The following is a 13,455-nucleotide window of genomic DNA, read 5'->3' as shown; positions in this document are numbered from 1 at the left end:
ATGAGCACTTCCTCAACCTCTAATCCCCTCCGCGTCGGCATCGGCGGCCCGGTCGGCTCCGGCAAGACCGCCCTCTGCGAAATGCTGTGCAAAGGCATGCGCGACCATTACGACATGGCGGTCATCACCAACGACATCTACACCAAAGAAGATATGGAGATCCTGCTGCGCGCCGATGCCCTGCCGGCGGAACGCCTGATGGGCGTCGAGACCGGCGGCTGCCCGCACACAGCCATTCGCGAAGATGCCTCGATCAATCTGGAAGCCATCTCCCGCATGAGCGCGGACTTTCCCGACCTCGATCTGATCCTGCTCGAATCAGGTGGCGACAACCTGGCGGCGACCTTCAGCCCCGAGCTGTCCGACCTGACCATCTACGTGATCGACGTCGCCGGCGGCGAAAAAATCCCGCGCAAGGGCGGCCCCGGTATCACCCGCTCCGACCTGCTGATCATCAACAAGACCGACCTCGCGCCGTATGTCGGCGCCAATCTCGATGTCATGGCGCATGACGCAAAAAGGATGCGCGGCGAACGGCCGTTCATTTTTACCAATCTGCGCAGCGGCGACGGCGTGGAGCAAGTGATCGCTTTCATCCGCAAGCAAGGCTTGCTGGACCAGCCTAAATAAAATCCACACATACACAGTAATTTTCACTTTCGCCAAGGAGCCAGCCATGCCCCGTTTTTCCGCCACAACCTGCGGCCGCGCCAGCGCACTGCTCATCGCCGCATGCGGCATCACATCGGCATTCGCCCATCCCGGCCATCCCGATGCCTTCGGTTTCAACGATGGCTTTGCCCATCCATTCTCCGGCATCGACCATTTACTGGCGATGCTGGCGGTCGGCTTGTGGGCGGCACAAAACAAACGCTCCGCGCTGTGGGTATTGCCGCTGCTCTTTCCATTGATGATGGTGGCCGGCGCATTGCTGGCGTTTGCCGGCGTCAGCGTGCCTGGGGTGGAAACCGGCATCGCCGCCTCGGTCGCCGTGTTCGGCCTGCTGATCGCGTTCGCCATTCGCATGCCACTGTGGGCTAGCGCCGCAGTAGTATCCGTATTTGCGCTGCTCCACGGTTACGCGCATGGTAGCGAATTGCCGCATGGCGCATCTGCGCTCTGGTACGGCGCCGGCTTTGTCGCCGCAACCGCATTGCTGCATTTACTGGGCTTGACGATCGGGCTGGTCGCCGGCCAAAAAATGGCGGCGCAGGTTGTGCGGGCGGGAGGCATTGCAATTGCGGCGGTTGGCGCTTATCTGCTGAGCGGCGCATTCTAGAAATCCGGATCAAACCGGTCCGGCGCTGCCTTAGCGGCAACCTGCGATCAGTGAGATTAGAATTGGGGTCGGCTTTTCGCAATCATTTGCGGAACAAGCCGGCCTTTTTTTGTCCACCGCCCGGCCCATGCAAATATGTTAATGTCTCCCCCGCTAAAGCCGATTTTTTTGCCAATTCAGACTGGATACATCATGACTTCATCGATTGCATACCGCATCCCCGGCCGCGCCCGCGATCTGGGCGAACTGGTGGTACGCCGCGTGCTGCCCGCGGGCCATCACCAGAGCGTCGGCCCGTTCATCTTCTTTGACCATATGGGACCGGTTGAATTTGCCAGCGGCCAGGGAATAGACGTCCGTCCGCATCCGCATATCGGGCTGGCGACTGTGACCTATCTGTTCGAAGGTGCGATCCGCCACCGCGACAACCTGGGCAGCGACCAGGAAATCATTCCCGGCGACGTCAACTGGATGACCGCCGGCCGCGGCATCGTCCATACCGAACGCACGCCGGCGGCACAGCGCGCCAGCGGCTGGCGCCTGCACGGCATCCAGACCTGGGTGGCGCTACCGCTGGCCGATGAAGAATGTGCACCGGCTTTCACCCATCACCCTGCCTCCAGCCTGCCGTTGATACGCGGCGACGGCTATGAACTGCGTATCATCGCCGGCCGCGCCTTCGGCCAGGAGGCACCGGTCAAGATCAATTCGCCGACCTTGTATGTCGCCGCTGAAATGACCGCAGGAGCGGAATTCACATTGGCGCCGGAGTACCCGCAACAAGCCGTGTATGTCGCCGGCGGCAGCGTTACCATCGACGGCGAAGCGCTGGAAATGGGCGTGCTGGCGGTACTGCAGCCCGGTATTCCGGTAAAGATCGCTGCCAATGAAACAGCCCAGGTCATGCTGTTGGGCGGCGCGCCGATCGACGGCCCGCGTTCGATCTGGTGGAATTTCGTGGCCAGCAAACCGGAACTGATCGAAACCGCGAAGCAGAACTGGCGCGAGCAGCGCTTTGATCCGGTTCCTGGCGACAATGAATGGATTCAGTTGCCGGAAGCATGAACATATTAGTGGCTAATAATTATCGATAATGTAATTGATTCAATCTATCTCATCCGTTATTTTCAAAGGCCTGATCGCTGCTGCGATCGGGCCTTTTTCATTGTTCTTCACGGAATACCGGGATCGACGGATAATATGCAATGATGCAGCTCTTATGCAACTCTTATGTAGCACCATGCACACCATAACAAACCGGAAAGCCATCATGACCCGCAACGTTCTCGACGAAACCCATATTCATCCTGCCATCCGCCAGACCATCACCGACAAGCATGCCGACATCGTGCAGGAAGTGCAAGAAGCTATGGCAAGCAACAAAGTCGTCGTCGTCGGCATGACGCAAAATCCCTTTCCGCGAAAGGCGCGCAAGGCGCTGGAAGCGATTAACACACCCTTCAAGTATCTTGAATATGGCAGCTATCTAAGCCAGTGGAAGCGGCGCAATGCGCTCAAGATGTGGACCGGCTGGTCGACCTTACCGATGATTTTTGTGAAAGGCACGCTGGTGGGCGGCGCTACGGACTTGCAGCGTCTGATCGACAGCGGGGAATTTTCCCGGATGATTGCGGATTAATGGGGATTAATGCGGCAATTTTGCAGCTGCGCTTTTTTCAAGAACGGTTGAAAACCTGCGAATAACATGGACGAACTAGACCTCCTTCAAGTCAGCGGCCTTTCATTGCCGAGCCCGGCCTATCTTTTCGGCGTAATTATTTTCAGCATCATCGGCTTTGTCGCTTACCGCTACGGGAAAAAAACCTCGTTCAGCTACCCGAAATGGATCGGCGCTGCGTTGATGCTTTATCCCTATGCCATTTCAAGGACGTGGATGTTGTACCTTGTCGGCGCGGGCTTGTGCACCGCCTTGTATTATTTCAGGTATCGATAGGATCTGAACTGCTTTGCCTGACCGATAACCATGCTATCTCCCGCACAAATCGAATTACTGCTATCCCAACGCTCCATCTCTGAACGGCAGCCGTGGGCCAGTAACGACGAGCTGAAAATCCAGGATTTCTACCAGACCGTCTGCGCCTCGGTTTGCCGTGACACCGCTTCGCTCTCGCGCATAGAGTGGAGACATTACAGTTCGGGATATGCCTCCTTTATCGATGCCTGGTTCTACAAACCCGAGCGGCGATTCGGCAGTAGCGGAATATTCAGGAAATGGTCGCACTACAAAGGCCTGATTGTCTTGCTTAGCCGGCTGTCGCCCCATTTCGTGTTCATGGAAGGCGAAAAACACTGGACTACAACGGGCGGCAGCAGCTATATGCCGGAAAGCGCCATGCTGGACCGGCTGCCGACGCCAGGCGTTGCGGCGCTGGCGGCAGAAGTGCAGGCGATTCTGGAGAGCCATGGCCTGGTAAGGGCGTTCAAGGACGACCTCTCCGACTCGCTACCGCTGGATATCGAAGTACCGACTATCCTGGCGGAGCCGCCCTATACGCAGTACGACGCGCTTTTCTACTGGGAAGACTGATCGTACGCGACTGAAAACCAGCATCCGGCAAGGCTGTGCTTGACGCCGTCCTGTATTGAGCAAAAACCAGGCGCTTGCACAGCGCCTTCCATCAAACATTTCGCGCCAAGTCCCGGATTTCAGGGGGTGGAGCGCGAATCCCCGGCATCGACTTTCGGCTTCCACAATGACCAGCCGAGGTTCATGCCGGCAGCGGCGACCAGGATGGCGGCGGCGCCGAGCAACTGGGTCAGTTGCAGCCGATGGCCGAAAGCCAGGTAATCGACCAGAATGGCGACGATGGGATAGATGAAGGACAGCGAGCCGGTCAGGTGGGTCGGCAGCTTCTGGATCGCGCCGTAGAGCAGGATATACATCAGCCCGGTATGCACCACACCCACTGTCACCAGTATGCTCCAAGAACGGACATCGCTGGGCAAGGCCGACAGATGCGCGAAAGGCGCTAGCATCACGATGCCGACGCAAACCTGGATCAGCGCAATCAGGTGCGGCGGCGTGCCCGCCAGCTTCTTGGTGATAATGGCGGCGATGGCATAGAAAAACGCCGCGCCGAGCGCCATCAGGATGCCCGCAAAATAATTGCTGCCACTGGACGCGGCGTCGGGTTTCGCCAGCACGATCAGCAGCATGCCGGCAAAGGCGATCAGCAGCCAGGTGAGCTTGGCAATGGTCAGGCGCTCGGAGAAAAAGACCGTGCCAAGCGCGACCAGCATGAAGGGCTGGGTGTTATAGACCGCAGTGGAAATCGAAATCGACGCCCGTGAATAGGATACAAACAGCAGCAGCCAGTTGAGCACGATCGCCACGCCGCCCAGCGCCGCCAGCGCCAGCAGGCGCACAGTGAAAGCGCCGCGCAGAAGCCCCAATGCGGCGCACACCACCAGCAGCGTCGCCGCGCCGAACACACAACGCCAGAACACCACATCCAGGACCGGCTGGCCCGAGACGATGACGAACCAGCCGATAGTCCCTGAAATCACCATGGCCGCAGTCATCTCGACCGTGCCGCTTACCTTCTTGTCCATGCATCGTCCCGGAAATCGTCAGGAGTTGATAATCGCATTTTACAAACGCGTTTTCCATACCCGACAAAAGGAAATATGCGCAATATGCCTTACTATATAAGGCAAGACCGATGATTTATCGAGGAATCGACAATGCTGAACAATATCGACCAGCGCATCCTGGAAACACTGCAGGGCGATGCGCGCATTTCGCTGAAGGACCTGGCCCAGCGAGTTGGCCTGTCGTCGCCCAGTGTTTCGGAACGGCTGCAGCGCATGGAAGAACGCGGCGTGATCCGCGCCTTCACCATCGACATCGATCCGCAAGCGCTCGGTTATCAATTGCAGGCGATCGTGCGCATCCGGCCTTTACCCGGCAAACTGCAGATCGTCCAGAAACTGATCGAACAGACTCCCGAGTTCTGCGAGTGTGACAAGGTGACCGGTGAGGATTGCTATATCGCCCGGCTGTTCGTGCGCTCGATCGCGGAGCTCGACAAGATTATCGACCGCATTGCCGATAAAGCCGAGACCAATACGGCAATCGTCAAATCGCAACCGATCAAGCGCCGGCCGCCGCCGTTCGGGATCGCTTGAGCCGGCATAGGTTCAATGCAAGTCGAGCGCATCGAAGCGCTGCGCCAGATAATCAATCAAGCTGCGCACCGACGGCAGCAAGCCGCGGCGGGAAGGAAACACCGCGTGGACAATCTGGTTGCGCGGCGCCCAGTCGGACAGCAAGCGTAACAACGTGCCTTGGCGCAGCTGCTCGCTCACCATCGTGGTCGGCAGCTGGACGATGCCGACGCCGGCCTGCGCCGCATCGCGCAAAGCGATCATGTCGCCGGTCACGTAGCGCGGCATGTGGTGCACGGCGGCCTGCGCGCCTTCCGGACCGGACAAATTCCAGACATGCGTTTGCTGCGGAGCGCCCAGCGCCAGGCTCGGCCAGTCGTTCAGATCTGCCGGCGCCCGCGGCAGCTCGCGCCCCGCGCACAGCAAATGGCTGGCGACCAGGCATTGGCTGCTTTCGGCCAGCACCCGCATCACCAGATCGCTATCGGGAATCGGCGGCGGCCGCACGCGTAGCGCAACGTCTATCGCATCGGCCACCAGGTCGACCCGGCGGTTGGTGGCTTCCAGCTGCACTGTGATGCGCGGATGGCTGACCATGAAATCGGCCAGCATGGCGCTGACATTGGTTTGCAGCAGGGTAACCGGGCAACTGATGCGGACTACGCCGCGCGGTTCGGCGCGGGTGACTTCGATCGCATCCTGGGCGCACTCGGCCTCCACCAGCATCGCCTTGCAGTGTTCATAGTAAGTCTGGCCGATTTCGGTCACTGAAAAGTGGCGAGTGGTGCGCTGGAGCAGCCGCACGCCCAGTCTTTCCTCCAGCAGCGCAATGCGGCGGCTCAGCTTGGATTTGGGCATGCCGAGCGCACGGCCTGCGGGCGCGAAACCGCCATGGTCGACTACCTGTACATAATAATAGAGGTCGTTCAAATCTTGCATGTCATCTCCTCAACGTTCCGTTTTCATTGTCCCACCCTCATTGTTCACTTTATAGAACGCTGAATATGAATTTTACACTCTACCGCCTTCATCGTTCCTGATTTATCATTCCTGCATCAACAGATTTTGCAACCTTTGCAAGGAGATGAAAATGAAGAAAGTCCTCGGTGTCTATAGCGCTCCCCGTCCTCATTGGGTCGGTAACGGTTTTCCTGTGCGCTCCATGTTTTCCTATGACAGCCATGGCAAGCAACTGAGCCCGTTCCTGCTGCTGGACCATGCCGGACCGATCGATTTCAGTCCTGCCGTCAAGCCACGCGGCGTCGGCCAGCATCCGCACCGCGGTTTTGAAACCGTCACCATCGTCTACAAAGGCGAGGTAGCGCATCAAGACTCGACCGGCCAGGGCGGTTTGATCGGCCCCGGCGACGTGCAGTGGATGACAGCCGGCGCCGGCATCCTGCACGAAGAGTTTCATTCGGAAGCGTTCACCCGCAGCGGCGGCGCGCTGGAGATGGTGCAACTGTGGGTCAACCTGCCGGCCAAGGACAAGATGACGGCGCCTGGCTACCAAGCCATCCGCAACGCCGACATCCCGGTGGTGGCGTTGCCGGACCAGGCCGGCACGGTACGCGTGATCGCCGGCAGTTTCGACGGCCACGCCGGACCGGCTCACACCTTCAGCCCCGTGAATGTGTGGGATCTGCGGCTGGCTGCAGGCGGTATTACCGCACTGGCGCTGCCAGATGGCTGGAACTCGGCGCTGATCGTGCTGCACGGGACGGTGCTGGTGAACGGAGAAACGGTGGGCCGCGAATCGGAAATGGTCCTGCTGGATGGCAGCGGCAGCAAAGTCGCGCTGGAATCCAACAACGACGCAGTGGTGCTGTTGCTCAGCGGCGAACCGATCGACGAGCCTATCGTCGGCCACGGCCCGTTCGTGATGAACAGCGAAGAAGAAATCGCCCAGGCCTTCACGGACTTCAAGAACCGGCGGTTCGTGCCAGCGCCGGCGCTGCAGTAATCGGGCGATCGCCGCATTGTGGTAGCACTCTAAAAATCTCATGCTGGCCATTTTGACCAGGATGAGATTTCATTTTTTTGGAACCGTCAGCAGCGGCGCCGAGCCAGACCGGTTCAACATTTCCTTCTACGCCAGCAACTGAAAAACAGTTTATAGGAAATTTCAGCTTACTTCACCGGCGCGGAGTTGTAGCACCGGGAATCAGCAGGGCGCGATGCCAGTTGCGATGCCACGCTATGAATGCATCGGTTTTCGGATCAGCCCATCCGGGGTGCGCCACTTTCATGGTCTCATACCAGTCGTAAAATTTGAGCAGTTCCGTTTTGCCCATCATCGAGGACCATGGTGGCAGCGGTAGCGTCCTCCCGCAGGTATCCGATGGCGCCGCATTGCCATCTGAGATGTGTATGGGCATCAACGTAGGTCTTCGATAAACAATGTCCTCCTCTATCGTTGGCAAGAAGTTGCATTTCTTCAAGCGTGCATCGTCGATTCTTGAAATAACACTGTGGACAACGTAACGTAGTGCCGCACTAGCTGCGGCCGCTGTTCGGCATAGTGGAAATCAGCACGGCGCCACAACTGGTCTTGTGGCCGTCGAAGGCCACTGGAACACCGTCGATCAGCATCTCCGAATCCCCTTCGGAAATAACGCAATCTTGATGGCCTTGCATCGGGCAGATGCAACGATCTCCCTTGCGCGCCACTTGTAAGCCCATCACCTTGCTGTTCGGCGCAGCCGACGTCACCTTGCCGCCGTGGCTTGTGGGATCGTTCAAACGGATAACTCCACGCATGTTCATTTCTCCTGTTCAAATCAAATCACGCAACTTGGTCTTACATAGTTCATTGCGCATCGCATTTCCTGCCGGGCATTATCTTTTTTGGTAAAATCTAGCCTCGATCTTGCATGAACTCTCCGAATTGAACATCGGGGCATAACCCTGTTCATCAGCGGTGCCGCTGAGCTCCCCTCCGCAATATTTAATCTGATAAAGAGCACCGGGCACGCCCAAACCGTTTATCGGACTCAACAAACGGGGTGACCTGCCATACGGCCCGGTGCCAATCACCTTGATAAATCGAACCATTTCCGGCGTAATAGGAAATGGTGCCCGTACAAATCCTGAACGTCCCTGGGAATCTGTCACACCATTTAACGTGGCGACTGGCTCCCCTTTTGGCGAACCTGGTTTAGATGGCGCGTAAACGTCAAGCCAATAAGGAGTATTGGCCAGAATTCCTTTTGTCACAGTATCGTGTAGCTGAAAATGGCAGCCGTAGGCTCCATTCCCTGTCGACGGTAAGCCATCGACTGGTTTTGGGCGACATTCATAGGAAGAAGTTGACGGAGCGTCCATCGTGACATTCGAGGCGCATCCAGCAATCAGGCTAGCTGACAGCATTGCCATGACACCAGTTACGACTTTAGATTTTTCAATTTTCACAAGCTTCCTCATTATTTCCATTCGACAACAACGTACTCAGGTCTTCAGCTTGAATTTCCGCTTATTGCTGAATAATCATTCTCTCCTTGGCTCCCCACCACCTGATCCGCAACAAAGATCATCACTGTATTTCGGCACAAGTTTCATTTTTTCCAAAAGCTGATCTTTCAGTTGTTCCGCCTTTGCCATGTCACGTTTACTCATGCGAGCCTTCACTTCAGTAATTTGCGGGTCAATCATGTCGCGAAATGCCGGATCGTGTAATGCTGCAAGGGAAAGCCAAGCGTATGCCTCGGGATTATTACGAATCGATTTTTTTCCAAAGGCATAGTGTCTCCCGACATCCCACTCGGCTTTCCGAAACCCGCGCTCTGCAGCGCCGCGTAACAGACGCAATGCATCTTCTTCGTGCTTGCCCTCCAGATAGCCATGAGTAAGGGTGAGAAGATACATGGATGGAGGATGAAACTGAGCCGCAGACTTCGACAAATAATAGACAGCTTCCTTCTCGTCGTCACCTTCGCGTGGGCTTTCACAGACTCCCCTGAAAAACCGCAGACCCATCAAAAATTGGGCCATTTTATCTCCTTCATCTGCCCGCAATTTAACAGTTGCACGGGCTTCTTTGGTGCAGGCCGTCGGCAGAGGCTGCGCAGAAAGTTCCCTTGCGACAGGCATGCTGGCTTCTGTTTCAACAGAAGCACTTCCAACAAACATACTCGTAAAAAGAGCAATCGAGACGCCAACGTAATTTAGGTATTTCATTTTGAATATCCTTGCTGTTGTGGACCAGCATCGTTGCGGATACCCCACCATGGCAAATAAGCGTTACCTTCGCCACGGGCACGGAACCATGGTTTTTCCGAGTCGATAGGGCGGACCGTCGCCGGTGGCACGACCAGCACGGCAGTCGGATGCGCGGCATCGCTGGTGCCGGCGACCAGCACATTCTTGCCGATATGATTGGCGTAGCCGATACCGAGAGCCACATTGGTCAAGGCGGTACCGGCGCCCATTTCACCCAGCAACGCTGGCGTATTGAACATCTGTTTCTTGAAATCGAATTCAACCAGTTCCGTGCTGAGTGTCTGCGCCAGATTGGCGGTACGGTCGCCCGAATCAGCTTGCGTATTGTTGGCGTCGTGGATCACGTAGCCGATACCGGTATCCTGCTTGCCGGCGTTGTGGGTAGCGGTGTCCAGCACAGCCTTCCAGGCTTGCACGATGCGGGACGGTTTGCCCTTCTCTGCATTGAAGTCGGTGATGGCCTTGGTGGCCGGATAACCAACCCAGGCCAGCGCTGCGCGTTCGGTCTTGTAGCCGGGACCAGCTAAGACCAGCAGCACCATATTTTCGTTGATCTGTTCATCCTTGGGTGGAAAACTCGGCGCGTCCCAATTCATGACCCACACGGCTTCATTCGGATGCACTTGTAGGTAGTCAAGCCCAGCCTTCAGTGAAGTGAAGCCGGCATTCGCACCTCCCATCGTCACGCGCACATCAGGTGGTGTGTTTCTACTCCAAGATTTGGGGAAATGGATGTTCCCGATGTCGAATGCACCGATAATAGTGTCCCGCGTGAAATTGGCCGCCTCGACTGGATCGAGCATATCTTTGGGCAACGCGTATTCAACATGGATGCCGGCCAACTCTCGCCAGGTCTTCTTGTCGTCAAGAGAATGCGCATTATAAAAGTAGCTGGAATCTGAAAAATAGATATCGCGGAACTGAAACACTAATTTAGTGACATATTTATGGTGATAACCCTTGAAGGTTTCTTCACCCTCATTTCCGTAAGCGATGATTCCTATGGGTTGAAGTTTTTCATATTTCTTTGGATTAGCTTTAACCATATCGTCGTTCTTGTTTGGCTGTACCAGTCCCAGGGTCCACAGCAGTTGCCATTCGGTCGGGTAATCGCGCCGCTGCAAGGGGTTAAGCCATTGCAACCCGACGACTTGCGCCATGAACGGCTTGGACGGCTCACTTTTGGCCGGGGCAGCAGCGTTCGCCGTGGCGACGATGGGTGTACCCGCACATGCAGTCAACAACGCCAGCACGGCGACGGCAGCGAGTGTAGGTAGCGCTAAAATACGGGTCATGAATTCTCCACTATTGACCATCTGTGTTCTTTCCTGCTAAACGCAATTGACACGACATTACTTTGAATAGCCTTGCTGCTGCTCGCCGGCATCGTGCCGGATACCCCACCATGGCAAATAAGCGTTCCCTTCGCCACGGGCGCGGAACCATGGTTTTTCCGAGTCGATAGGGCGGACCGTCGCCGGTGGCACGACCAGCACGGCAGTCGGATGCGCTGCATCGCTAGTGCCGGCAACCAGCACATTCTTGCCGAGATGGTTAGCATAGGCGATGCCGAGAGCCACATTGGTCAAGGCGGTACCGGCTCCCATTTCCCCCAGCAATGCCGGCGTATTGAACATCTGTTTCTTGAAATCGAATTCAACCAGTTCCGTGCTGAGTGTCTGCGCCAGATTGGCGGTACGGTCGCCCGAGTCCGGCTGAGTATTGTTGGCGTCGTGAATCACGTAACCGATATCGATATCCTGCTTGCCGGCGTTGTGGGTAGCTGCGTCCAGCACAGCCTTCCACGCTTGCACGACGCGGGACGGCTTGCCCTTCTCCGCATTGAAGTCGGCCACGGCCTTGGTGGCCGGGTAGCCAACCCAAGCGAGCGCGGCGCGTTCGGTCTTGTAGCCGGGACCGGCTAAGACCAGCAGCACCATGTTTTCGTTAAGCTGCTTATCTTTGGGACGACTTGGCGCATCCCAATTCATGGCCCAGACGGTTTCGTTCGGATGTGATTGCAGGTAATCCAGTGCTGCCGTCAGTGACGTGAAACCAGCGTTCGGGCCGCCCATCGTCACACGTACATCCGGTGGAGTGTTCCGAGTCCAAAGATTGGGGGAGTCTTCATTGCCGATCTCAAATGCCTGAGTGATCTTGTCCTTCGTGTAATTAGCCGCCTCAACCGGGTCGAGCATGTCTTTTGGCAGCGCGTATTCGACATGGATACCGGCCAGCTCGCGCCAGGTCTTCTTATTGTCGCGGTAATGGACGTTATAAAAATATTGCGGGTCGGCGCCGTAGTTGTCGTGAAATTGGAACACTAGCTCACTAACATATTTATGGTGATAACCCTTGAAGGTTTCTTCACCATTATTGCCTGCGGCAATAGATCCAATCACTTGAAGTTTTGCATATTTCTCGGGTTGCGCTTTCACCATATCATCGTTCTTGTTTGGTTGAGCTAAACCTAATGTCCAAAGGAGCTGCCATTCGGTGGAATAGTCCCGTCGCTGCAAAGGGTTGAGCCATTGCAGTCCGACAACCTGCGCCATGAACGGCTTGGACGGCTCACTTGTGGCCGGGGCAGCAGCGTTCGCCGTAGCAAGAATAGGTGTGCCGGCGAATGCAGTCAGCAACGCCAGCACGCCAACGGCAGCGAGAGTTGGTAGCACTAAAATACGGGTCATGAGTTCTCCATTTGTGACTATCTGTGTTGTGCCGGCGTTAGCGTGCCAATTGAACCAAAAGGCGATGCCCATAGCGAACAGGAAAACAAGCGCGGCCAAGCCGAGCCGCTTGTTGCGGGTAGCGATCAGGTTATTCATCATTGATGGCCCCGTGCAAATTCGCGTTCATCGGTGATCGTATCCGGTATGCTGCCGTCTGTTCCGCCGCTGCCTTTGGTCTGTGCCCATTTATATGGCGATTTACGGTCGAACTTCCCACTTAAGAAATACTCCTCAAATACCTTGTGGGCGTTATCATCGTCCAGCCCTTTCAGGAAACGCCAGTCCGCTACAATCCGCAACTTGTGCAAATCCATTTGCGAGATATGACAATTACCTATCGCCACATCATAGGCCAGCGCCTTTTGCGCATGCATGCCGTTGGTCATAATAGTCGAATGGTCGGTGGCGTGGGAATTGACATTCGCCACCAGCGTAGTCTTGATTTGTTTTTGCTGCCAGGCCTTGTAGTCATCGGAGGCGGTTTCTGGCTTGTCTTCTTCCGTGACCTTTTTGTCGTTCGCATACTTGCCTTCGCGCTTGGCCTGCATACGTAGCAGCGCGTGATACTCATAACGTAAGCTCGATTCGCTGTCCGTATTGCCCTGGGCTGCGTCGGTTTTATCTCTCGGCTCTGTCGTGCCCTCGGTATGTTTTGGATTGATTGCATTGTCTCCCGCATATGGGTCGTCTTCCTCGCGCACGCGATTCTTGTCACGCGACTGACCAGGAGCGTTGAAACCCTGGTCGAATTTCTCGCTTTCGTCACCGAAACGCTTAGCTTTCGACTTAAAGGTTTCGGGTAGATTGGGCGCGTCCAGCGGGATCGACCACTCTTTCGGTGGCAACGCATTGATGCGGGTGTTGGCCAATCCAATAGCCACTTTCATGATAGGCCACGTCACTACCGTCATGACCTTGCCGAAGTAAGTTGTATTCGCCTTTATGCCTTTGCCTATTGTATATTCCGCCGCTGGTGACTCCGGTGACCAGAAACTCCAACTGCCTGGCTTGGGCGTGTTGTATTGATTGCTCCAGTAGTCGTAAGTCCCTTTTTTGCCGACTTCAAAATCTTGCGCGAACACACGCTGGGAGAATATG

Annotated in this window: 15 protein-coding genes and 1 pseudogene; 8 read left to right on the top strand and 8 right to left on the bottom strand. The window is 56.2% G+C overall.

Going from position 1 to position 13,455, the window contains the following annotated elements:
• From ureG to ABI171_RS16810, 6 genes are all read left to right on the top strand, one after another.
• Entirely contained in the window at positions 1–630 is a 630-nt protein-coding gene (gene ureG, locus ABI171_RS16835; RefSeq protein ID WP_348093683.1) for an urease accessory protein UreG, read from the top strand.
• Positions 631–676: 46 nt separating this feature from the next.
• Positions 677–1,279, top strand: coding sequence for a HupE/UreJ family protein (locus tag ABI171_RS16830; protein WP_348093682.1), 603 nt, complete (start codon positions 677–679; stop codon positions 1,277–1,279).
• 192 nt (positions 1,280–1,471) lie between these two features.
• Positions 1,472–2,344, top strand: a complete 873-nt coding sequence (locus tag ABI171_RS16825; RefSeq protein WP_348093681.1) for a pirin family protein — start codon at positions 1,472–1,474, stop codon at positions 2,342–2,344.
• Positions 2,345–2,549: 205 nt separating this feature from the next.
• Positions 2,550–2,918: a glutaredoxin gene (locus tag ABI171_RS16820; protein ID WP_348093680.1), complete on the top strand. Its 369-nt coding sequence runs from the start codon at positions 2,550–2,552 to the stop codon at positions 2,916–2,918.
• A gap of 66 nt (positions 2,919–2,984) precedes the next feature.
• A complete protein-coding gene (locus ABI171_RS16815) occupies positions 2,985–3,233 on the top strand; it encodes a hypothetical protein (RefSeq protein WP_348093679.1) in 249 nt (82 codons plus the stop codon).
• 30 nt (positions 3,234–3,263) lie between these two features.
• Entirely contained in the window at positions 3,264–3,827 is a 564-nt protein-coding gene (locus tag ABI171_RS16810) for a hypothetical protein (protein ID WP_348093678.1), read from the top strand.
• A 119-nt stretch (positions 3,828–3,946) separates the two neighbouring features.
• Here ABI171_RS16810 and ABI171_RS16805 read toward each other — a convergent pair whose 3' ends face one another.
• Positions 3,947–4,852: a DMT family transporter gene (locus tag ABI171_RS16805; RefSeq protein WP_348093677.1), complete on the bottom strand. Its 906-nt coding sequence runs from the start codon at positions 4,850–4,852 to the stop codon at positions 3,947–3,949.
• Between the two features lie 132 nt (positions 4,853–4,984).
• Here ABI171_RS16805 and ABI171_RS16800 point away from each other — a divergent pair, with 132 nt between their 5' ends.
• The gene (locus ABI171_RS16800) at positions 4,985–5,428 is read left to right on the top strand and encodes an Lrp/AsnC family transcriptional regulator (protein ID WP_348093676.1); all 444 of its coding nucleotides are present in this window, start codon (positions 4,985–4,987) and stop codon (positions 5,426–5,428) included.
• Positions 5,429–5,440: 12 nt separating this feature from the next.
• Here ABI171_RS16800 and ABI171_RS16795 read toward each other — a convergent pair whose 3' ends face one another.
• A complete protein-coding gene (locus ABI171_RS16795; protein ID WP_348093675.1) occupies positions 5,441–6,346 on the bottom strand; it encodes a LysR family transcriptional regulator in 906 nt (301 codons plus the stop codon).
• A 151-nt stretch (positions 6,347–6,497) separates the two neighbouring features.
• Here ABI171_RS16795 and ABI171_RS16790 point away from each other — a divergent pair, with 151 nt between their 5' ends.
• Entirely contained in the window at positions 6,498–7,370 is an 873-nt protein-coding gene (locus ABI171_RS16790; RefSeq protein ID WP_348093674.1) for a pirin family protein, read from the top strand.
• A gap of 533 nt (positions 7,371–7,903) precedes the next feature.
• Here ABI171_RS16790 and ABI171_RS16785 read toward each other — a convergent pair.
• From ABI171_RS16785 to ABI171_RS16760, 6 genes and pseudogenes are all read right to left on the bottom strand, one after another.
• Positions 7,904–8,167, bottom strand: coding sequence for a PAAR domain-containing protein (locus ABI171_RS16785; RefSeq protein ID WP_348093673.1), 264 nt, complete (start codon positions 8,165–8,167; stop codon positions 7,904–7,906).
• Positions 8,168–8,245: 78 nt separating this feature from the next.
• Positions 8,246–8,818: a hypothetical protein gene (locus ABI171_RS16780; protein ID WP_348093672.1), complete on the bottom strand. Its 573-nt coding sequence runs from the start codon at positions 8,816–8,818 to the stop codon at positions 8,246–8,248.
• 75 nt (positions 8,819–8,893) lie between these two features.
• Complete coding sequence (locus ABI171_RS16775; RefSeq protein ID WP_348093671.1) at positions 8,894–9,583, bottom strand: hypothetical protein; 690 nt, start codon at positions 9,581–9,583, stop codon at positions 8,894–8,896.
• A complete protein-coding gene (locus ABI171_RS16770; protein WP_348093670.1) occupies positions 9,580–10,920 on the bottom strand; it encodes a virulence factor in 1,341 nt (446 codons plus the stop codon). The genes ABI171_RS16775 and ABI171_RS16770 overlap by 4 nt, the downstream gene beginning before the upstream one ends.
• A 57-nt stretch (positions 10,921–10,977) precedes the next feature.
• Positions 10,978–12,456, bottom strand: a complete 1,479-nt coding sequence (locus ABI171_RS16765; protein ID WP_348093669.1) for a virulence factor — start codon at positions 12,454–12,456, stop codon at positions 10,978–10,980.
• A pseudogene (locus ABI171_RS16760) lies at positions 12,453–13,455 on the bottom strand (hypothetical protein); the annotation flags it as partial. The pseudogene ABI171_RS16760 and the gene ABI171_RS16765, both read right to left, overlap by 4 nt.

It is taken from the genome of Collimonas sp. (assembly GCF_039923675.1).
GTDB lineage: Bacteria > Pseudomonadota > Gammaproteobacteria > Burkholderiales > Burkholderiaceae_D > Collimonas.
Note: the sequence above shows the minus strand (reverse complement) of the source record. Positions and strands in the feature narration are given on the sequence as shown.

Excerpts from the sequence above, each read along its gene's own strand:
- ureG (WP_348093683.1), top strand. The coding sequence starts at position 1 with ATGAGCACTTCCTCAACCTCTAATCCCCTCCGCGTCGGCATCGGCGGC.
- ABI171_RS16825 (WP_348093681.1), top strand. The coding sequence starts at position 1,472 with ATGACTTCATCGATTGCATACCGCATCCCCGGCCGCGCCCGCGATCTG.
- ABI171_RS16820 (WP_348093680.1), top strand. The coding sequence starts at position 2,550 with ATGACCCGCAACGTTCTCGACGAAACCCATATTCATCCTGCCATCCGC.
- ABI171_RS16805 (WP_348093677.1), bottom strand. The coding sequence starts at position 4,852 with ATGGACAAGAAGGTAAGCGGCACGGTCGAGATGACTGCGGCCATGGTG.
- ABI171_RS16810 (WP_348093678.1), top strand. The coding sequence starts at position 3,264 with ATGCTATCTCCCGCACAAATCGAATTACTGCTATCCCAACGCTCCATC.
- ABI171_RS16775 (WP_348093671.1), bottom strand. The coding sequence starts at position 9,583 with ATGAAATACCTAAATTACGTTGGCGTCTCGATTGCTCTTTTTACGAGT.
- ABI171_RS16815 (WP_348093679.1), top strand. The coding sequence starts at position 2,985 with ATGGACGAACTAGACCTCCTTCAAGTCAGCGGCCTTTCATTGCCGAGC.
- ABI171_RS16790 (WP_348093674.1), top strand. The coding sequence starts at position 6,498 with ATGAAGAAAGTCCTCGGTGTCTATAGCGCTCCCCGTCCTCATTGGGTC.
- ABI171_RS16800 (WP_348093676.1), top strand. The coding sequence starts at position 4,985 with ATGCTGAACAATATCGACCAGCGCATCCTGGAAACACTGCAGGGCGAT.
- ABI171_RS16785 (WP_348093673.1), bottom strand. The coding sequence starts at position 8,167 with ATGCGTGGAGTTATCCGTTTGAACGATCCCACAAGCCACGGCGGCAAG.
- ABI171_RS16830 (WP_348093682.1), top strand. The coding sequence starts at position 677 with ATGCCCCGTTTTTCCGCCACAACCTGCGGCCGCGCCAGCGCACTGCTC.
- ABI171_RS16795 (WP_348093675.1), bottom strand. The coding sequence starts at position 6,346 with ATGCAAGATTTGAACGACCTCTATTATTATGTACAGGTAGTCGACCAT.
- ABI171_RS16765 (WP_348093669.1), bottom strand. The coding sequence starts at position 12,456 with ATGATGAATAACCTGATCGCTACCCGCAACAAGCGGCTCGGCTTGGCC.
- ABI171_RS16770 (WP_348093670.1), bottom strand. The coding sequence starts at position 10,920 with ATGACCCGTATTTTAGCGCTACCTACACTCGCTGCCGTCGCCGTGCTG.